Annotated in this window: 17 protein-coding genes; all 17 read left to right on the forward strand. The window is 41.9% G+C overall.

What is annotated here, in order from left to right; translation table 11 throughout:
• Positions 1-9: 9 nt before the first annotated feature.
• Complete coding sequence (locus EKQ44_RS02610; protein WP_237661956.1) at positions 10-399, forward strand: DUF3397 domain-containing protein; 390 nt, start codon at positions 10-12, stop codon at positions 397-399.
• A gap of 85 nt (positions 400-484) precedes the next feature.
• Positions 485-2113, forward strand: coding sequence for a bacillithiol biosynthesis cysteine-adding enzyme BshC (gene bshC, locus EKQ44_RS02615; protein WP_237661957.1), 1629 nt, complete (start codon positions 485-487; stop codon positions 2111-2113).
• A 764-nt stretch (positions 2114-2877) separates the two neighbouring features.
• Positions 2878-3309: a division/cell wall cluster transcriptional repressor MraZ gene (gene mraZ, locus EKQ44_RS02620; RefSeq protein WP_237661958.1), complete on the forward strand. Its 432-nt coding sequence runs from the start codon at positions 2878-2880 to the stop codon at positions 3307-3309.
• A gap of 127 nt (positions 3310-3436) precedes the next feature.
• Complete coding sequence (gene rsmH / locus EKQ44_RS02625; RefSeq protein ID WP_237661959.1) at positions 3437-4375, forward strand: 16S rRNA (cytosine(1402)-N(4))-methyltransferase RsmH; 939 nt, start codon at positions 3437-3439, stop codon at positions 4373-4375.
• 33 nt (positions 4376-4408) lie between these two features.
• Positions 4409-4768, forward strand: coding sequence for a cell division protein FtsL (gene ftsL / locus EKQ44_RS02630; RefSeq protein WP_237661960.1), 360 nt, complete (start codon positions 4409-4411; stop codon positions 4766-4768).
• 38 nt (positions 4769-4806) lie between these two features.
• Positions 4807-7008, forward strand: a complete 2202-nt coding sequence (locus tag EKQ44_RS02635) for a penicillin-binding transpeptidase domain-containing protein (RefSeq protein WP_237661961.1) — start codon at positions 4807-4809, stop codon at positions 7006-7008.
• Positions 7009-7170: 162 nt separating this feature from the next.
• Positions 7171-9108, forward strand: coding sequence for a stage V sporulation protein D (locus EKQ44_RS02640; protein ID WP_237661962.1), 1938 nt, complete (start codon positions 7171-7173; stop codon positions 9106-9108).
• Between the two features lie 242 nt (positions 9109-9350).
• Entirely contained in the window at positions 9351-10820 is a 1470-nt protein-coding gene (locus tag EKQ44_RS02645; protein ID WP_237661963.1) for a UDP-N-acetylmuramoyl-L-alanyl-D-glutamate--2,6-diaminopimelate ligase, read from the forward strand.
• Positions 10821-11135: 315 nt separating this feature from the next.
• Entirely contained in the window at positions 11136-12110 is a 975-nt protein-coding gene (gene mraY, locus EKQ44_RS02650) for a phospho-N-acetylmuramoyl-pentapeptide-transferase (protein ID WP_237661964.1), read from the forward strand.
• A 1-nt stretch (position 12111) separates the two neighbouring features.
• Positions 12112-13461, forward strand: a complete 1350-nt coding sequence (murD, locus tag EKQ44_RS02655; protein WP_237661965.1) for a UDP-N-acetylmuramoyl-L-alanine--D-glutamate ligase — start codon at positions 12112-12114, stop codon at positions 13459-13461.
• Positions 13462-13616: 155 nt separating this feature from the next.
• A complete protein-coding gene (spoVE, locus tag EKQ44_RS02660) occupies positions 13617-14717 on the forward strand; it encodes a stage V sporulation protein E (RefSeq protein ID WP_237661966.1) in 1101 nt (366 codons plus the stop codon).
• 905 nt (positions 14718-15622) lie between these two features.
• Positions 15623-16531: a UDP-N-acetylmuramate dehydrogenase gene (gene murB / locus EKQ44_RS02665; RefSeq protein WP_237661967.1), complete on the forward strand. Its 909-nt coding sequence runs from the start codon at positions 15623-15625 to the stop codon at positions 16529-16531.
• 108 nt (positions 16532-16639) lie between these two features.
• Complete coding sequence (locus EKQ44_RS02670; RefSeq protein ID WP_237661968.1) at positions 16640-17431, forward strand: cell division protein FtsQ/DivIB; 792 nt, start codon at positions 16640-16642, stop codon at positions 17429-17431.
• The gene (locus EKQ44_RS02675; protein ID WP_237661969.1) at positions 17415-18101 is read left to right on the forward strand and encodes a DUF881 domain-containing protein; all 687 of its coding nucleotides are present in this window, start codon (positions 17415-17417) and stop codon (positions 18099-18101) included. Before EKQ44_RS02670 ends, EKQ44_RS02675 begins: the two co-directional genes overlap by 17 nt.
• A gap of 62 nt (positions 18102-18163) precedes the next feature.
• On the forward strand, positions 18164-18889 hold the full coding sequence (locus EKQ44_RS02680; RefSeq protein ID WP_237661970.1) for a DUF881 domain-containing protein: 726 nt from the start codon (positions 18164-18166) through the stop codon (positions 18887-18889).
• Between the two features lie 2 nt (positions 18890-18891).
• On the forward strand, positions 18892-19254 hold the full coding sequence (locus EKQ44_RS02685) for a small basic family protein (RefSeq protein WP_047970782.1): 363 nt from the start codon (positions 18892-18894) through the stop codon (positions 19252-19254).
• A gap of 114 nt (positions 19255-19368) precedes the next feature.
• Entirely contained in the window at positions 19369-20661 is a 1293-nt protein-coding gene (gene ftsA / locus EKQ44_RS02690; protein WP_237661971.1) for a cell division protein FtsA, read from the forward strand.
• The last annotated feature ends 86 nt before the right edge of the window (positions 20662-20747 follow it).

Genomic DNA, 20747 nt, shown 5'->3' on the forward strand with positions numbered 1-20747 from the left:
TAGATGAAAATGACTGGATTTATCGTTGGGACGCTCGCTACAATCGTGACGGTACCTATTTTAGCATTAATCATGTTCTACATCATTGCGCGGTTCGTAACTAAAAATAATAAAAGATCTTTCCACGTTGCCATCGACACCTCCACCTTTTTCTTTATATTAGCGGTGCACTTCCTCATCCTCATCATATGGGAACAATCCCTCTTTTGGGTGATATTAACAGTCCTACTGGCCATTGCCACCATTATGGTTCTTCTGCATTATAAAATAAAAGAAGAGATACATTTTCTAAAGGTACTTAAAGGGTTTTGGCGATGTAATTTTCTGCTCTTTTCTTTCGCCTATTTCTGCCTGGCGGTCTTTGGTGTCATTAAAAGAGTTTATGAAACATTTGCGTAAGCAAGTTTTTTTGAATCATTGGAAATCAATGCTATACTCATAAAGATATACTCATATATGAACGAATCAGAAAGGAAGTACCTTTATGAATGTAGTAGAATTTATGCTCCCTACTATCAATGAATTTTCATCCGCTTATATACACCAAAAGGAGAGTATCCTCCCCTTTTTTACATATAATCCTTTTTCCCAGTCTTCATTCACCGAAAGAAAGAAGAGATTGGAAGTCAGGAACTTCAGAAGAAAAGAGCTTGCGGATCATCTGTTGGAATTTAATAAAAAGTTTGATGCGGACAGCCATACTCTACATAATATTGAAAAATTGAAAGAGAAAGAATCCCTCGTCGTAATTGGTGGACAACAGGCTGGTTTGTTGACCGGACCAGTCTACACTATTTCTAAAATAGTAAGTATTATTAGGCTTGCGCAAGAACAGGAATCTATCATGGGTGTTCCGGTTATACCAGTATTCTGGATTGCCGGAGAAGATCATGACTTCCAAGAAATAAACCATGTACATTTTCCAAAAGGGAGTGACATTGAAAAGCATGTGTTCCGTTTAAAGGAAGCTGGTAAAAAAATGGTGTCTGACCTAGAGTATGACAAAGAAAACTTGAAGTCCTGGATGCTTGATGTGATCAACTCATTTGGCGAGACGTCCTTTACAACAGACCTCAAGGATGTGTTGATGCGGGATATCGATTCATCTACCACCTTTGTGGATGTGTTTGCAAGCATGATTACACATCTCTTCCAGGGAACTGGGCTCGTACTGGTAAATGCCTCCGATCCTTCCCTCAGAAAATTGGAGACACCCTATATGCAGAAGGTATTGATCCACCATGAAGAGATCAGTGAAGGAATCCTCCAAACCCAAAAAGAATTGAAAGAGAAGGGATTTTCCCCGATGTTGGAAGTGGATGATGAATCCATGAACCTATTTACTCACCATCATGGGGATCGCGAACTCCTTTACTGGAATGAAGAGAAGCAGTTGGCTTATGCAAAGGATTCTAAGCGGGAGTTTACGATGGAACAATTAGAAAAACAGGTGGAAGAAGAGCCTTGGAATTTCTCCAATAATGTGGTGACTAGACCGCTAATGCAAGAGTTCCTTTTCCCGTCCCTTGCCTTTATTGGCGGACCGGGAGAAATCAGTTATTGGGCTGAGTTGGGGCGATGTTTCCATTCTGTGGAATTAGAAATGCCCCCTGTCATTCCGAGGATTTCCCTGACTTTGTTGGAGCGGCATATTGAAAGTACAATGGAAGAGCTTGGGGAACCAGTTCAGGATGTGTTGCAAGATGGGCTGGAAGAAAAGCGTAAAGCGTGGCTATATAAGCAGGAACTACAATCAATTGAGGAGACCTTGTCATCATTTAAGGAGCAGTACAAAGATGTACACGGGAAGTTCCGGGAAGTAGGAAACGAGACTTTGCCACATATGAAACCGGCATTTGAAAAGAATTGGAACCTGATTGATAAACAATTCTCCTATATCCATCGATTGATAGAAAGATCTGCATATGAAAAGCATGAGACAGTAATGAAGAAATATGAACGTGTCGAGCTTGCTTTGCTGCCTAAGGGCATGCCACAGGAAAGGGTATGGAATATTTGCTACTTCCTGAACAGATACGGCCTGGATTTTGTACAACGCCTATGTGAGCTCCCATTAAAGCACAACGGAAAACATAAAATAATAAAACTTTAAGAACAGCGGCAATTTTTCCTCTGACAGTGTGTAGACAAATTCTAACCATGATAAAAGTATCTACTTGATCGCAGTGGAAGGAGCGAAGACTCCCCGAAAATGCTAACGCATTTTCTTCGTGCGATGAATCACTGTCGAAGTATTCCTTGTCCTGCGGGAGGAAAGGACATGGAAGACCCCGCAGGGCGGAGCCGAAGCCACTGAAAAACTGGAATCTCATGTACTTAAATGATTTCTAGCTGGTGATTGGAGAAAAAGGCTGAGGCTTCAGCAGCGCCCCTAGGAAAGCGAAGTCTTTTTCGGAAATCAACAGCGGTGTCTAAGCTACATTTAAATTTATAGACTTTTTCAGTAGCGTATTCGTAGCCCGAGGAGACTTCCGGACCGCCCACAGGAAAGCGAAGCGCCTGGAACGAAAATCAACAGTTAAATACAAATCTAAAGATTATTAGGGTTTGTCAACAGTCAGACAGCGGCATCTTTGCCGCTGTTTTTTTGTTTTCTTTTTATGACACGGAAATAAATATAGTTAGTCGTATTGGAACAAACGATGAAGAATGGTAGGTAAATATGTTTAATTGAAGTCAAAAAAAGCCATGTATGAACGAAATTCGTCCTTTTGTCAAAAAATGTTGTAAAAAGATGAAAAACGAAAAAAAAGTAGGCTTAAAGGATTTTCTTTTAGGGAAGAGAATAGTACAATAAAGTAAGTGGAGAGAAGTGGGGGATTGTGGGGGAAAGTAGAAGAAAGGTGGGAGAGCCAAATGTTCATGGGGGAATATAATCATACAATCGATACAAAAGGGCGTATGATTGTGCCTGCGAAATTCCGTGATCATTTAGGTGAAACCTTTGTTCTTACCAGAGGCCTCGATAAATGCCTATTTGGCTATCCTCTCACTGAATGGAAAACAGTTGAAGACAAACTGAAACAACTACCACTTACTAAAAAGGATGCCCGTGCATTTACACGTTTTTTCTTTTCTGGGGCTTCAGAGTGTGAGTTGGATAAACAGGGGCGTGTGAATATCGCCACTCCGCTTGTCCAATATGCACAGCTTGAAAAAGAATGTGTCGTGATCGGAGTATCTAATAGAATTGAAATCTGGAGCAAGGAAAACTGGAATATGTTTGTGGAGGATTCAGAAGACTCCTTCGCAGAGATTGCAGAAAACCTCGTGGATTTTGACTTATAAAAGGGATTACATTACAACGAATACTAGGACAGCTTGGATAAAACAAAATGGTCGGTGGGAAAATACCGATAGAAAAGAATTTGCAGCACCTAAGAAAAACAGCTAAGAGCTAGAAAGGCGGTGGAATATGTTTCACCACGTTACCGTTTTATTAAACGAAGCAGTTGATGGCCTTCAAATCAAGGAAGATGGGACGTATGTGGATTGTACCCTAGGGGGAGCAGGACATAGTTCCGAAATTGTGAAACAGCTATCCGACAAAGGGAGATTAATTGCTTTTGACCAGGATGACCATGCCTTAGAACATGCAAAGAGTGTGTTACATAACTATCTGGACCGGGTCATTTTCATTAAGAGCAACTTCAAGCACTTGAAAGAGAAATTGTACGAGCAGGGAATTACAAAGGTCGATGGTGTGTTGTTCGACCTTGGGGTATCCTCTCCACAACTGGATACTCCAGAAAGAGGGTTCAGTTATCACCACGAAGCACCACTTGATATGAGAATGGATACCGACAGTCCGCTTAGTGCCTATGATGTTGTCAATGAGTGGCCATACGAAAAATTAGTTCGCATTTTCTTTCAATATGGGGAAGAGAAGTTTTCTAAGCAAATTGCGAGAAAAATTGAAGAATATCGAAAAGCAAAACCTATTGAGACAACACTGGAATTAGTGGAAATCATCAAGGATGGGATACCCGCCCCCGCAAGAAGAACAGGCGGACACCCTGCGAAAAGGGTATTTCAAGCAATTCGTATCGCGGTCAATGATGAACTGGGAGTTTTTGAAGATGCCATCCATCAGGCCATTGAAGTTCTTAGACCGGGCGGAAGGGTTTGTGTCATCACTTTCCATTCACTTGAAGACAGAATGTGTAAAGTAGCCTTTAAGGAAAAAAGTCAATTGCCCGAACTTCCACCTGGGCTCCCAATCATACCAAAGGAATATGAACCGACACTAAAACTTATCACACGGAAACCGATATTACCTAGTGAGGATGAACTAGAAGCCAACAATCGTGCAAGGTCGGCAAAGCTTAGAATCGCGGAAAAAGCGAAAGACTAAATAAAATAAAAATGTAGACTAGGGGGAAAGGGAATGAGTAATTTAGCTCATAAAATTCAGAGGCAACATGAAGAGCGTAAACAGCAGTCACCTAAAAGGCAATTAGTTGTTAAGAAGCGGGCTAAAATAACACTTGGGGAAAAAGTGCTTGGCTGCATGTTTATCGGGATGCTCGCTTTCGGTTCCATCCATGTTGTATCAAATCATGTGGGTATTTACCATGTCAACAGTGAAATTCAAACGCTTGAAGGATCAGTAGAATCTCAATTAAAGAAAAACCGTGAATTGGAACTTCGGGTTGCAGAAGAAAGCAGCTATGAAGTCATCCTGGAAAAAGCAAAAAACCTAGGCCTTACATTAAATGAAAATAATGTGAAGAACATAGGGAACTAATGAGTACACATAATATCGTTCAAAAAAAGAGAATTCACTTGGGAGCAGCAATCTTACTCGGATTTTTTGCGTTGCTCTTTTTTCTATTGATTGGGCGTTTTTTCTACCTTCAAGCGACAGGAGAGGCACACGGACATAACCTTTCTGATGAAGCAAGCGAGAGATATAATGTTAATAAGACAATCAGCGCAACACGAGGAGCTATCTACGACAGAAGTGGTGATCCAATTGCAGAGGATACTCCTTCTTTCAATTTAGTTGCTGTGTTGGACGAATCGTTGACAACGAATGAAGAGAAACCACGTCATGTGGTAAATCCAGAAGAAACCGCTACAAAACTTGCGGATGTCTTGGAAGCAGACCGAAGCGAGATTCTCGAAAGATTGATGCGAGACAGTAAACAGGTAGAATTCGGGGCGATAGGGAGAGATCTACCTTTATCTGTCAAACAGGAAATCGAAGACATGAAGTTACCTGGAATCGGCTTCATCGAGGGATCTAAACGATTTTATTTCAATGGAAAATTCTCTAGTCATGTTGTCGGTTTTGCAAGGGCCAATGACAATGGCGAAGTAAGCGGCGTTACAGGACTTGAGAAAATGCTTGAGGAAGAATTGAAGGAGCAGGACGGTTCCTTGGCTGTAAAAACAGACAACAAAGGAATCAAGCTATCCATGAATTCGGACGTATCCTATGTCCCAGCGATGAACGGGAATAATGTTCATCTGACATTGGATAAAACCATCCAAACTTTTCTGGAAGAAGCGATGAACACTGTAGCAAAGGAATATAAACCGGAAAGGATCATTGCAATTGTCGCAGACCCCAAAACGGGTCAAATCCTCGCCATGGGATCAAGGCCTACTTTTGATTTGAATACAAGAGAAGGGCTGACAGACAACTGGAACAATGACGCGATATCCTATAGATATGAACCTGGATCCACCATGAAAATCTTCTCCTTGGCTGCTGCCATTGAAGAAGGAGTTTACAATGGATCTGAAATGTATCAATCTGGCTCCTATTCATTACCGAACGACCCTGTTCCGGTTTATGACCATAACAGGTCTGGATGGGGCATGATAAGCTTTGATGAAGGGGTTCAACGATCCTCTAACGTGGCATTTGCCCTGCTCGCGGATAGAATGGGAACGGATACGTTACTGGAGTATATCCAGGCATTTGGAATGGATAAACCTACGGGGATTGACCTGCCAGATGAGACGACTAGTAATATTAACTACAATTACTATCGTGACAGGATTTCCACCGCATTCGGTCAAGGATCAGCATTTACACCCATTCAACAGATTCAAGCAGCAACTGCGATTGCAAACGACGGCAAGATGATGCAACCATATGTGATTGATAAGATAGTGGATCCAAACACGAATGAAGTGATTCTTGAGAACAAACCAAAGCAAAAAGGCAAGCCTATTTCCGAGGGTACGGCACATAAAGTCCTGGACATCATGGAGTCAGTGGTAAGCTCGGAAAATGGTACAGGTCGCCCTTATAGCATTGAGGGCTACAGTGTGGCAGCCAAGACGGGGACGGCACAGATACCTGGTCCTGGTGGATATTTGTCCGGACATGGAGAGTACATCTACTCCATCACTGGGATGGCACCTGCTGATGATCCGGAACTTTTGATGTATGTTGCGGTGGAAAAACCGAAAATTGCTCAGCATGAAAATGGTGCGGGGCCGGTTTCCGGGGTATTCAATTCGGTCATGAGAAGGAGTTTACAATATTTGAGCATCCAACCTGATGAAACACAAGAATCTGCACCGAAGAAGAAAAAAGTCGGCGTGAAGGTTCCTAACCTAGTAGGGAAAACAGTTCAAGAAATCTCTTCTGGGACACAGGCTCCGGATTATGTGGTGGTTGGAGAGGGAACTAGAATATTGAAGCAGACCCCAAAAGCTGGCAGGGAAGTCATAAAAGGGGAAAAGATTATGTTACTAACGGAAGAATCACCTCCGATACCTGACATGACAGGATGGAGCTTGAGGGATGTCCGGAAAATTGCCAACCTTCTCGGACTTCAAACAGACATAACGGGCAATGGTTATGTGCAAAAACAGAACATCATGCCAGGGACACCTGTCGAAGATGGAAACAGTCTTGTCGTCGAGTTAGGATCCAACCGACCTTTACCACAGACAGAAGAGACTGAACCTGAAGGGGAAACAGAGGGAGAGCAAGAAGAGGAAACGACAGAAGAAGACGATAGTTAATGATCATGGAGTTGCATTGTGAAAGGGGCTTTTCCCTTTTTACATTGCAACTTTTTTATTTACTTGGTAACGATACAGGAATGATTAAAGGGTCTTGTACAAGTTCTAACCCCCATCGTACAAGCATATATTACTACGAATATTAAAGGGGGTTCATATGACATGCGTGTTTCTCATGTGACGGTTCGGAGAAGGTTGACCATTGTACTTCTTGTAGGAATACTACTTTTTAGCATCATAGATCTGCGTCTTGGCTATGTCCAATTTGCACTGGGGAATATGTTGACAGATCGTGCGAAGGATTCCTGGAGCAGGAACATACCGTTTGAGCCAGAGCGCGGTGAAATTCTTGATCGAAACGGAGTTCCTCTTGCAACGAACATGAGTGCTCCAACTGTCCTAGTTGTACCAAGACAAATTAAAGATCCCAATGAAACGTCTGAAAAATTAGCAGCAGTCCTGAATATGTCCAAGGAGAAGGTGTACAAGCTTGTTACCAAGAGCTCTTCAATGGAAAGAATCAATCCGGAAGGAAGGAAGATTTCTCACGAAAAAGCAAAGGAAATCAGAGCACTAGGATTAAAGGGCGTCTATATTGCCGAGGATTCCAAGCGTCACTATCCATTCGGAAGCTATCTTTCCCATGTACTAGGATTTGCCGGTATTGATAATCAAGGTTTGATGGGACTCGAACTTTATTATGATGAACAATTAAAAGGGGAAAAAGGTTATGTGCAATTTTATTCTGATGCTAAGGGAAGAAGAATGCCTGATATTCCAGATGATTATGAAGCTCCACAAGATGGCTTGGACCTAAAGCTGACCATTGATTCAAAAGTACAGACGATCATAGAGAGGGAGTTAGATCTGGCACAGGAATTGTACAATCCAGATGGTATCATTGCCATCGCAATGGATCCAAAAACAGGTGAAATCTTGGCAATGTCGAGCAGACCTGATTTTGATCCGGCACAATTCCAAGATGTAGCGCCTGAAATTTATAATAGGAACCTGCCTGTATGGAGTACATATGAGCCTGGTTCCACATTTAAAATCATAACCCTTGCAGCGGCCTTGGAGGAAAACAAGGTCAACTTACAGAATGACACGTTCAATGATAGCGGTGCCGCTATGGTTGATGGAGCAAGGCTGCGCTGTTGGAAAAAAGGAGGGCATGGACATCAGACGTTCCTAGAAGTTGTCCAGAATTCTTGTAACCCTGGGTTTGTCGAGCTCGGTCAACGTCTAGGAACAGATACACTTTTTGACTATATTAAGTCTTTCGGTTTTGGAGAGAAAACTGGGATTGACTTGGCTGGTGAAGGGAAAGGAATTCTATTCAAACCAGAGCGTGTGGGACCAGTGGAATTGGCTACGACAGCATTCGGTCAAGGGGTATCTGTCACCCCGATCCAACAGGTGGCAGCTGTCGCGGCAGCGGTGAATGGCGGCATCCTCTACACACCTTATATCGCTAAAGAATTTGTGGACCCGGTAACGGGAGAGGTGGTGTCGAGAAAGACTCCTGTAGAAAAGAGAAGAGTTATATCGGAAGATACATCTGCCCAGGTTCGGTATGCATTGGAGAGTGTCGTCGCTAAAGGGTCAGGTAGACACGCCTTTGTGGAGGGCTACAGAGTTGGAGGTAAAACTGGAACTGCACAAAAGGTTAAGGACGGAAGATATATGGAAAACAATCATATCGTTTCCTTCATAGGTGTCGCTCCGGCGGACGACCCTCAGCTTGTGGTGTACTTAGCTGTAGATAACCCCAAGGGGACCATCCAATTCGGTGGGGTTGTAGCAGCGCCGATTGTCGGGAATATAATGGAAGATAGCCTAAATGCATTAGGGATAGAAAAGAGAAAAGGTCAAATTGAAAAAGAATTGAAATGGCCGGATGTCCCGCTTGTGGAAGTTCCTGACCTTAAAGGGATGACAAGAAAAGAACTTCTTCAGCAGCTGGTTACTCTTAAGCTTGATATTAGTGGTGAGGGAGATACAGTTGTGCAACAGACGCCTGCACCTGGCACAAAAGTGGAGGAGGGGTCCACTGTCAGGGTATATATGGCTGGTAAAAGCGGTACGGATGAAGAGTGATTCTGTTCTGATCACAATTGGGTTTCCTGAAGAAGAAATGCTGTTTTTTCTTCTTCAGAAAATCTGTTGTGAGTAGGTGAAGAGAGTTTATTCTTATGTCGGCTTGGTTTAATTTTCCTAAATAGGATAGAATGGTGATAAGGCATCTGTATGTCCTGTTTGCAACTTTATTAAGATAGAAGCCTTTTCTCTTAAGACATCAGGCATTTAGTCTCCAAGTATGCCAAAGGGGTTTGATTCGCATGAAACTTCAGCAACTTATTCACCATCTTCACCGATATGAAGTGTCCTCTGAGTATGATCTTGAAATATCTTCGATTGTTATGGATTCCCGTAAAGTCATCGAAGGGAGTTTATTTTTTTGTATCAAAGGGTACACGGTAGATGGGCATCAATTTGCCAAAGATGCTGTGGCCAAAGGTGCCGTAGCCATCATTTCCGAAAAAAAGATGAACCTACCTGTTCCAGTGATAGTGGTACCAGATACCATGAGGGCAATGGCAATTTTAGCAGATGTTTTTTTTGACCAGCCTACTCATAAGCTTCACTTGATCGGTGTCACTGGTACAAATGGAAAAACCACTACCACGCACATTATAGAGTCTATTTTTCAAAGTCATCAGCAGAAGACCGGCATGATCGGTACCATTAATATGAAAATAGGAAATAAAACGTACCCTGTGAAGAATACCACTCCTGATGCTTTGACCCTTCAGGAATCCTTTCACCAAATGGTGGAAAACAAGGTGGATACGGTGGTGATGGAGGTATCTTCCCATGCACTCCATATGGGAAGGGTGTTTGGATGTGACTTTGATGTCGCTGTATTCACCAATCTCTCACAGGATCATTTGGATTATCATAAAACAATGGAAGAATATCAGTTTGCTAAGTCCCTGTTATTCTCTTCTTTAGGTAACACCTATAATCTTACTAAACCGAAATATGCTGTATTAAATGCTGATGATGCTTCAAGTGATTTTTTTAGGCGTGCAACAGCAGCACAGGTTGTCACCTATGGCATACATGAAAAATGTGATATGATGGCCAAAAATGTGGTGACAACTGCAAAGGGAACTTCCTTTGATTTAATGTACGATGATAAATGTATTCCCATCCAATTGAAATTGGTGGGCCAATTCAGTGTGTATAATGTTCTTGCTGCCATTACTGCCAGTTATGTGTCCAATATTCCCATGGAGACCATCATTCCGGTGGTGGAACAGATGTCAGGTGTCCCGGGAAGGTTTGAAGCGATCGAAGGGGGGCAGGACTTTACAGTCATAGTGGATTACGCCCATACACCGGATAGTTTGGAAAATGTATTGAAGACCACCAAGCAGCTTTCAAATAACGATATTTATTGCATAGTCGGTTGCGGTGGGGATAGGGACCGGACAAAACGTCCATTAATGGCAGCTGTTGCGGTGAACTATGCAAACAAGGCAATCTTCACTTCGGATAACCCGCGTTCTGAAGACCCGATACAGATCTTTAATGACATGAAATCCGGAGTGCCTGATCTTGCTTATGAGATTGTGGAGGATCGTAAGAAGGCAATCTTCAAGGCAATTGGACTGGCAAAAACAGGGGATATCGTCCTTATTGCTGGAAAAGGACATGAAACATACCAAGTCATCGGTGACAAGGTGCTTGAATTTGATGATAGAAAAATTGCTCTGGAAGCCATACAAGCAAAGAAAAGCTCATAGACTGTTAAGGTGTGTATCCACATAATTAACTATTTCTTTTGTCACCCGTTATCCCATTTAATGAGTAAAAGACATTAAAATAGTTTCGATTTCATAAGAAAATTTAAAAAGATGAAAAAAAGTATTTTCATGTGGGTGAAAAACCTATAAAATTTACTTTTGGTATATCTTTTAATTTTTTCTATTCGGAAAGAATTCCAAAGTCCAACTAAAGGTATTATCATTCTCCATTACAGGGGCTCCAAAGATCGAGGAGTTCATGTTTGGTCTGTGATAATACCTATAATCATGAAATGAAGAGAGGAGGGAATAACGATGGAACAACAGGTTGTTTTATTTGCTATCGTTATGTCTTTTTTAATTACTGTACTAGTATCACCAATTTTTATTCCCTTCCTGCGCAGACTGAAGTTCGGTCAAAGTATCAGGGAAGAGGGACCGCAATCCCACCAAAAGAAAACAGGCACCCCGACTATGGGTGGAATCATGATCCTTCTGTCTGTTGCGATTACGACACTTGTTATCACAGGCCAGTTCGCAGAAACATCTGTAGAAACTTATTTATTGCTCTTTGTAATGGTAGGTTATGGTCTACTTGGATTCTTGGATGACTTTATCAAGGTAGTTTTAAAGAGAAATCTTGGATTGACGTCCTTGCAAAAATTGATTGGGCAAATAGTCATTGCAGTAGTATTCTATTTTGTTTTTGTACAGTTTGAATTTTCCACTGCGGTATCTTTACCCGGAACAAGCATCTCTATTGAATTGGGATTCTTTTATGTCCTATTCCTTATTTTCTGGTTGGTTGGGTTCTCTAATGCCGTCAACTTGACCGACGGGCTTGATGGATTGGTATCAGGTACAGCGGCAGTAGCTTTCGGTGCGTTTGCCGTATTGGCATGGTTTCAATCACAGTTTGAGGTATCCATCTTCGCTGTAGCAGTTGTAGGTGCTTTACTTGGTTTCCTAGTGTTCAATGCACATCCCGCAAAAGTGTTTATGGGAGATACAGGTTCTCTCGCGCTAGGTGGTGCCATTGCGACGGTAGCAGTATTGCTGAAACTGGAAATCATCCTGATTATAATAGGTGGGGTTTTCGTTATCGAGACACTATCCGTCATCATCCAAGTTATTTCCTTTAAAGCAACAGGGAGAAGGGTCTTCAAAATGAGCCCGCTTCATCACCATTATGAACTTGTCGGCTGGTCCGAATGGAGAGTAGTCGTAACCTTCTGGACGGTTGGACTATTATGCGCAATGCTTGGAATTTATTTAGAGGTGTGGATCTAATATGAGACAAATCAACCATTACAAAGGTAAAAATGTCCTTGTTCTTGGATTAGCCAAAAGTGGAACGGCAACTGCTGATCTATTACATAAACTAGGTGCAAATGTAATTGTGAACGACAGAAGCCCATTGGAAGGAAATGAGCAGGCTCAGTATTTACAATCCAAAGGAATGGAGGTTGTATGCGGAGGCCATCCTGCAAGCATTTTTGACCAAAGGATAGATGTTGTGTTTAAAAACCCCGGCATCCCTTATAGTAATCCGTTAGTGGAACTTGCAATCCAAAAGGGCATATCCGTTTTAACAGAAGTGGAACTTGCTTATCAAATCAGTGAAGCTCCTTTTATTGGTATCACCGGTTCCAATGGAAAAACGACAACCACTACCTTGATTGATGAAATGCTAGCTGCGGATCAAAAATTCCCTCTAATTGCAGGAAATATCGGAAAAGTATCCGTCGAGGTAGCACAGGAAGCATCTGAAAAAAATATAATGATTACGGAATTGTCCTCCTTTCAATTGATGGGAATTGACACTTTCCATCCTAAGATATCCGTACTGTTGAACATTTTTGAAGCACATCTGGATTATCACGGAACACTTGATGAGTATGCTAAAGCAAAAGCAAGGATCTTCAAGAATCAATCCAGTGATGATTTGGCAGTGGTCAATGCAGATGATACCCAAGTGATGAGGCTTGCTGAAGGGATTAGCGCTTCACTTGTTCCTTTCTCCACAACGACTAAAGTCGATGGGGCGTATATAGAAGATGGTTTCGTTTGCTTTAAAGAAGAGAAAGTGATGGCGATTGAGGATATCGTACTTCCGGGCAAGCATAATCTAGAAAATATATTGGCCGCGGTTGCTGCTGTGAAACTTAGTGGCACTAGCAATAAAGCCATCCAAGATGTGCTTTCCAACTTCTCCGGTGTAAAGCACCGATTGCAATTCATTGGGGAAATAGAGGGAAGACGCTTTTATAATGATTCAAAAGCAACAAACATACTGGCAACACAAAAAGCACTTTCGTCCTTTGGCGAAAATGTCATCCTGCTTGCAGGAGGGCTTGATCGCGGAAATGAATTTGACGAACTACTTCCTTACCTTGCAAATGTCAAGGTCCTTGTAACCTTTGGTGAAACTGCGGAAAAATTAAAAAGAACAGCTACTACTGCTGGAATAAAACAAATAAAACATGTCGATAATGTGGAAAAAGCCGTAACGGTTGCCTATGAGATGTCTGAAAGCGGAGATGTTATTCTATTGTCACCTGCCTGTGCGAGTTGGGATCAATATAAAACATTTGAGCAACGAGGAGACATTTTTATTGACGCCGTGCATAAGCTTAAATAAGGGCTTGGCCACATGTTCAAGAGGCTTTGTTCTGATAGCTCCTTCCGATAAGGAGGGCTGCATACGGACAAGGCCTTTTTTTGGCTAACATTTGAGGATGTAGTTTATACGTGCACATCTAACTGCCCTAATATATGTAGTAGAGGTGTTTCACGTTGGCAAATAAGCGATCAACCCCGGACATAATATTAATCTTGACCACCTTGACCTTGCTAGCGGTCGGACTTATCATGGTGTACAGTGCAAGTGCGGTATGGGCTGATTACAAGTTTCAGGACACTTTCTTCTTTGCCAAACGGCAACTGCTCTTTGCCGGATTAGGTGTAGTTGCGATGTTCTTTATCATGAATGTGGACTATTGGACTTGGAGAACCTGGGCAAAGCTCATTATTCTTGTTTGCTTCTTCCTGCTAGTCGTTGTATTGATTCCAGGAATAGGGATGGAACGAAATGGTTCTCGAAGTTGGATCGGGGTGGGAGCATTCTCCGTTCAACCATCGGAATTTATGAAAATTGCGATGATCGCCTTTCTTGCCAAATATCTAAGTGAAAATCAAAAGAAAATCACTTCCTTTAAAAAAGGATTGGTTCCAAGTCTTTCGCTTGTCTTCTTGGCCTTTGGGATGATCATGTTGCAGCCCGACCTAGGAACCGGAACTGTAATGGTCGGGACTTGTATTGTCATGATTTATGTTGCTGGTGCGAGAATCAGTCATTTTGTGGGGCTTGGGCTCATTGGTGTGGCCGGATTCGTTGTTCTTGTCTTATCCGCTCCTTATCGAATAAAGCGGATCACTTCTTTTTTAAATCCTTGGGAAGATCCTTTGGGAAGTGGGTTTCAAATCATTCAATCCTTGTATGCTATAGGACCAGGGGGGCTTCTGGGACTTGGGCTTGGTCAAAGCAGACAGAAATTCTTCTATTTACCAGAACCCCAGACGGATTTTATTTTCGCCATCCTTGCAGAGGAACTTGGCTTTATCGGGGGATCATTTGTCGTTCTTCTTTTTGCTCTTCTGTTATGGCGAGGGATAAGGATTGCATTGGGGGCACCTGATCTGTATGGTAGCTTTTTGGCAGTTGGAATCATTGCGATGATCGCCATTCAGGTTATCATCAATGTAGGGGTGGTGACGGGACTCATGCCTGTTACCGGAATAACCCTTCCGTTCCTAAGCTACGGTGGTTCATCCTTAACTCTCATGTTACTTGCTGTAGGCGTTCTTTTAAATATTAGTAGATACGCAAAATATTGATTTTCGTGGGTCAGTTTGAGTGTATAGACAAAGGTCAAAATTGATAAAAATCTCTAGTTGATTGCAGTGTAAGGAGCTGAGACTCCTGCGGGACGAAGGGACAGGGAAGACCCCGCAAGGCGTAGCCGAGGCCACTGAAAAACCCAATAACTTATCGTTCAAATGATTTCTAGCTGTTAATTGGAGCAATTGGCGCAGACTCCTGCGGGGGGATAGCGACAATCTTGAGACCCCGCAGGGCGCAGCTCGAGGAGGCTAAAGGTCGCCCCGCGGAAAGCGAAGCCGTTTGCGGAGATTAACAGCGGTGTTAACCAGATTATTAACATTCATTACTTTTTCAGTGGCCTTGGCGTAGCCTGAGGAGGCTTCCGGACCGCCCGCGGAAAGCGAAGCTCCTGAAACGGAGATCAACTGTTTCAACAGTTACCCTAACTAACTAATTAATAGTTTTTCGACAGTCTAGAGCCGATCCTTTGTGGGTCGGCTTTTCTATTACAATACTGGACATTATATGACAAAAAATAAAAATTTCATTACAATAACTAATATTCGTTGCACATCTTTAACAAGGGATATACTATTAAAGTATTGTGCGATAAATATTTGTGCAATGTTATTTCATAACAAGGAATTTCAGTCTAAGAAAATTTGCCTTAATGACAAAAGCAGGTTTAGGATATAGGTACAATCGGGTACATAAATATAGTCCTTTTTATACTAATTACATAATTGTCATGAACCAGATATCAAATAATTGAATCTTGTAGGCTGATGTACCGTTACTATTCAACATGCATACTATAGGTAGTATCAGTTCAGGACTACAATGAAACGATGTCTTATTTTCCTACTTTTAAAAGGTTATGAAAATTGCTATATGAACGTGGATTTAGGAGGATTTTATATTGGAACAATTAGTAAAGGAATTAAAAGATAAGGAAGTAGGTAAAGTCCTTACGAAAGAACCATTGGCGAATCATACGACCATGAAAATCGGTGGACCCGCTGATGTACTGGTAGAACCGAAGAGCCTGGAAATGCTGCAAGAAACGATGAAAATCATCCATCATCATGATGTGAAGTGGACAGCAATCGGACGTGGATCTAACCTGTTGGTTTCAGATCTTGGAATCGAAGGAGTCGTCATCAAGCTTGGAGCTGGCATGGATCATATGGAGTTGAAAGAGAATGAAGTCCATGTTGGCGGCGGCTATTCCTTGATAAAGCTTGTGACCATCATCAGTAAAAAAGGACTTTCTAATCTTGAGTTCGCAGCAGGCATCCCTGGAACAGTCGGAGGGGCGGTCTATATGAACGCTGGCGCCCATGGATCAGACATGTCAAAAGTACTGAAAAAAGCCCATATACTGTTTGAGGATGGACAGATGGAATGGCTTACCGCAGAAGAATTAAAGTTTTCCTACCGTACCTCCCTGCTACAAAAAGAAAGGCCAGGCATCTGCCTTGAAGCAGTGCTGAATGTAGGGGAAGGAAACAGGGAGGAGATTGTCGCCCTGCTCCAAAAGAATAAAGACTATCGCAGGGACACCCAACCTTTCAACTACCCTTGTGCGGGAAGCATTTTCAGAAATCCACTTCCAAATTATGCAGGACAGCTTATTGAAAAAGCGGGTCTAAAGGGCTATAAGATAGGGGGAGCGAAAGTCTCCGATATGCATGCCAATTTCATCGTTAATGATGGAGGAGCAAAAGCGCAAGATGTCTTGGACCTGATTGAATATATCAAGAAGACAATCCTCGAGGAAGACAATGTTCAACTCGAAACAGAGGTTGAAATTATAGGAAGAAAATAGTAGATATTTTCCGTATTTTTCACCCCACATATGATATAATTATGCTAGAAAATCTATGCATAATAACAGCGATGCCCAATGGCGCGCGGTGGGGTGAAAAAGTCTTAAATGGAAAAAGGGAAAGTACTGACGTTAGAAGATCGTGTACCTAAAATCAAACAGCAGAGAAAGCAAAAGGCAAACAGGAGATTGGTTATATATCTGTCCTTATTTTTCATTTTATTGTTTTTGATTATTTACTCGCAATCTTCATTGAGCAAGGTTTCCGGGATCACAGTAGATGGAAATGTGCATGTGACGGAAGATGAAGTCATTAAATTAAGTGAGATTACAAAAGAGACAAGCATCTGGAGAGTGAATGAAGGGACCGTTGCTGAAATGATTCAGCAACATAAAGAAATTTCCGGAGCTGAAGTTCAAAGGAAGTTTCCAAATAGTGTTGAAATCAGCATTGAAGAATATAAACGGGTTGCATATATATATGAAAGCGGAAATTATTATCCAGTAATGGAGAACGGAAAAATGCTTTCTGTTATGGACGATGAGGATGCTCTTCCTGATGATGCACCACTCATGATGAATTGGAAAAATGGAGAAATGGTCGAGAACTTCATTGTGGAGCTGATCAAATTACCGGAATCCATCATCTATTCCATCTCGGAGATACATCATACTCCGTCTGACATCGATCCTTATCATATCACCATGTTTATGAATGATGGCTTTGAGGTCACCGCGACCGTAAGGGACTTCTCGAGCAAAATGCTTGCCTACCCTTCTATCGTTGAACAATTGGACCCGTCGGTTAAGGGAGTCATCAACTTGGAGGTAGGTACTTTTTTCAAGCCGTATGAAACAGCTGGAGAGGAAGAGGAAGTAACAGATGAAAGTGACAGGTAAGCATGTTGTCTTATCTTTCGTATGTCTTGTCCTTGGTTTTATCGTGTCATATTCGTATCAACTTACACAAGAGGAAGAAGTCTTGGGCACAGACAGACAATGGCAACGTGATCGAGCAATAAGGGAAACCCTGATCAGAACGGAAGAGAGAAACTTGGAGCTGCAATTAGAGCTTCAAGAAAAACAAGAGGCAGTACAAACCATTGAAGAAGAGCTTGCCACTGGAGAACAGCTACTATTTAACCTAGTAGAGGATGTGGACAAGCTTAGAATGTACAATGGTAATGTCAAAGTCCAGGGAGAAGGGGTGGAGGTAACGTTGGCTGACGCCTCCTACGTCCCTTCTGAGGAAAATATTAATAATTATATTGTTCATGAAAGCCACGTATTCAAGGTGATGAACGAAATGTTTATATCAGGCGCTGCTGCAATCGCCATAAACGGACAAAGGATTACGAAGGATTCTTATGTCATTTGTAATGGTCCTGTCATAACGATAGATGGGAATCAATACCCCGCTCCCTTCGTCATTTCCGCCATTGGTGATTCTGACGTATTGATACCGGCACTTAATATACTTGGCGGTGTGAAGGACCAGTTGATTGCCGACAATATTACAGTGAAAATCCAGAAGAAGGACCTGGTAGTGCTTGACCCTGTTATTCGATAATCTCTGTTGAAAGGACATCAGCAGTAGTGACTATAATGCATACTACTGTTTAGTAAGGTTAGGTGTACAAGTTGGACAAACGTAAATTCAGTTTTACTATCATAACAGTTATTGTCGGATTGATGATTGCCATCCAGTTTCAAACGGTAAAGCAACCAATTATACGTGACACACGGGATACTTGGCAGCTTCGAAGTGATTTGAATCGTGAGCAGGAAATTCAGTCTCAGATAATCCAGGAAATCAGGAAATACGATAAAATGCTACAAGAGTATTCCAAAGAACGGGATGAATCCAAAGAAAATATCGTTCGGGAAACCTTGGAAGAACTTAAAAGAGAAGCAGGGTTAACAGAAATGAGTGGACCGGGCATAAAGATGACAATCAAACCTTTGTTTGATGAAGATATAATTGGAAATGTACAGGGTAATATCTCTGCTGATCTTCTGAGGAGATTTGTAAATGAACTGAATTCCTATGGTGTAGAGGAAATAAGCATTGCAAATCAACGGGTTGTCAGTAATACGGTCATCCGTGAAATAAATGGCCGTACGAAAGTGAATAATGCTTGGATACCTAATGCAAACTTCGAAATCATTGTGATAACGAGCGATCCAACAAAGCTTTATAACAGATTGCAAGTATCAAGGGCGATGGATGAATTCGCCATAGAAAACCTGCTATTGGAAGTTTCCACGCCTATCAATCAAGTAACCGTCCCTGCTTATGACGAACAAATTCGTGTGAAGTTCATGGAACCGGTTAAAGCTGGGAAGGAGGGGGACTAACGATGTGGCTTCCTCTCCTTGGGTTGATCATAGGAATTGTTTTGGGGCTCTATTCGGAAATCCGGGTGCCTGATGAATATTCCAATTATTTATCAATTGCAGTGCTGGCTGCTCTGGATACTTTGTTTGGTGGAATACGTGCACACCTGCAAAACAATTATGATGATAAAGTATTTGTATCCGGGTTTTTCTTTAATATCCTCCTTGCTGCAAGTTTAGCTTTTCTAGGCGTACATCTTGGTGTAGACTTATATTTAGCTGCCGTTTTCGCCTTTGGAGTAAGGCTTTTCCAAAACATTGCAGTGATAAGAAGAATATTATTATCCAAATGGTCGCTTTCTAAAGAAAAAAACGAAAAAAAATGATTTTAAAAAAGGGAAAACATCATATTTGTGGAATACTTTCTAATATAATATGTTTTTTCAGATGTTGTTCTTAAATAATTGGTTGTTTTTAGGATTAGAAGGAGGTGCCATAGAATGAACAGCAATGAAATATACGTCAGTTTGGACATCGGTACATCCAGTGTTAAAGTAATCATTGGAGAAATGGTGAATGATACTTTAAATATAATTGGAGTCGGTAATGTAAAATCAACAGGATTAAGAAAAGGATCTATAGTAGACATAGATGAAACTGTTCATTCCATTAACAAGGCGATTGAACAAGCTGAGAGAATGGTAGGGATGCCAATCAATAGAGTGGTGGTTGGTGTCACCGGAAACCATGTTCAACTTCAGGATTGCCATGGAGTGGTTGCCGTTTCAAGTGAAAACAGGGAAATAGGGGATGAAGACATAGCACGCGTCATTGATGCCGCACAGGTCTTTTCCATTCCTCCTGAGAGGGAAATCATCGACTGTATCCCCAAGCAGTTCATCGTAGACGGATTGGATGAAATTAATGATCCAAGAGGAATGCTTGGTGTTCGACTTGAAATGGAAGGTACCATTATTACAGGGTCAAAAACAGTCTTACATAACTTACTGCGTTGTGTAGAGAAAGCTGGATTGGAAATTACGGATATCTGCTTGCAGCCGCTTGCATCTGGATCAATCGCATTGTCAAAGGATGAGCGTAATCTAGGTGTGGCCCTGGTGGATATTGGTGGTGGGTCAACTACCATTGCCGTTTTTGAGGATGGCTTCCTTAAAGCGACAAGTGTCCTGCCAGTCGGAGGAGAGTATATCACCAAAGACATTTCAATAGGATTGCGCACATCCACGGAAGACGCAGAGAAAATTAAGCAAAAACATGGACATGCATTTTATGATCATGCTTCTGATGAAGAGGTGTTCAGTGTACCTATCATTGGTAGCGATCAGCATCAACAGTTTAGCCAACTTGAGATTTCTGATATTATTGAAGCAAGAATGGAAGAAATCTTCGAGCTTGTGCAACATGAGATTAAGAGATTAGGTGTTCGCGAGATTCCAGGGGGGTATGTATTGACCGGTGGAGTTGTCTCCATGCCAGGCGTACTGGAATTGGCGCAATTGATACTTAACAACAATGTTAGAAAAGCTGTTCCGGACTATATTGGCGTAAGAGAGCCTCAATATACAACAGGAGTAGGACTTATCCAATTTGCATATAAAAATGCAAAGCTACAAGGTAGAAAAATTGAAACTACAACAGCACCGAGCGAATACCCTGAAAAACAACGTAGTGGAAAACAAATTCAGCAAAAAGGAAAGCAAGCGAAGCCTGTAAACGAAGAAGAAAAAGTAGGCAACAAAGTAAAAAAATTCTTCGGACTATTCTTTGAATAATGATAAAGGATAACATAGCTGTTGATTGGAGCACAGGACGAAGACTCCTGGGGGAGATAGCGATAGGTGGAGACCCCGCAGGCGAA

Source organism: Sutcliffiella horikoshii (genome assembly GCF_021991925.1).
GTDB classification, from domain to species: domain Bacteria; phylum Bacillota; class Bacilli; order Bacillales; family Bacillaceae_I; genus Sutcliffiella_A; species Sutcliffiella_A horikoshii_F.

Coding starts and splice junctions, on each gene's coding strand:
- ftsL (WP_237661960.1), top strand. CDS start 4,409: ATGAGTAATTTAGCTCATAAAATTCAGAGGCAACATGAAGAGCGTAAA.
- ftsA (WP_237661971.1), top strand. CDS start 19,369: ATGAACAGCAATGAAATATACGTCAGTTTGGACATCGGTACATCCAGT.
- EKQ44_RS02640 (WP_237661962.1), top strand. CDS start 7,171: ATGCGTGTTTCTCATGTGACGGTTCGGAGAAGGTTGACCATTGTACTT.
- mraY (WP_237661964.1), top strand. CDS start 11,136: ATGGAACAACAGGTTGTTTTATTTGCTATCGTTATGTCTTTTTTAATT.
- EKQ44_RS02610 (WP_237661956.1), top strand. CDS start 10: ATGACTGGATTTATCGTTGGGACGCTCGCTACAATCGTGACGGTACCT.
- rsmH (WP_237661959.1), top strand. CDS start 3,437: ATGTTTCACCACGTTACCGTTTTATTAAACGAAGCAGTTGATGGCCTT.
- EKQ44_RS02675 (WP_237661969.1), top strand. CDS start 17,415: ATGAAAGTGACAGGTAAGCATGTTGTCTTATCTTTCGTATGTCTTGTC.
- murD (WP_237661965.1), top strand. CDS start 12,112: ATGAGACAAATCAACCATTACAAAGGTAAAAATGTCCTTGTTCTTGGA.
- EKQ44_RS02685 (WP_047970782.1), top strand. CDS start 18,892: ATGTGGCTTCCTCTCCTTGGGTTGATCATAGGAATTGTTTTGGGGCTC.
- EKQ44_RS02670 (WP_237661968.1), top strand. CDS start 16,640: ATGGAAAAAGGGAAAGTACTGACGTTAGAAGATCGTGTACCTAAAATC.
- bshC (WP_237661957.1), top strand. CDS start 485: ATGAATGTAGTAGAATTTATGCTCCCTACTATCAATGAATTTTCATCC.
- mraZ (WP_237661958.1), top strand. CDS start 2,878: ATGTTCATGGGGGAATATAATCATACAATCGATACAAAAGGGCGTATG.
- EKQ44_RS02645 (WP_237661963.1), top strand. CDS start 9,351: ATGAAACTTCAGCAACTTATTCACCATCTTCACCGATATGAAGTGTCC.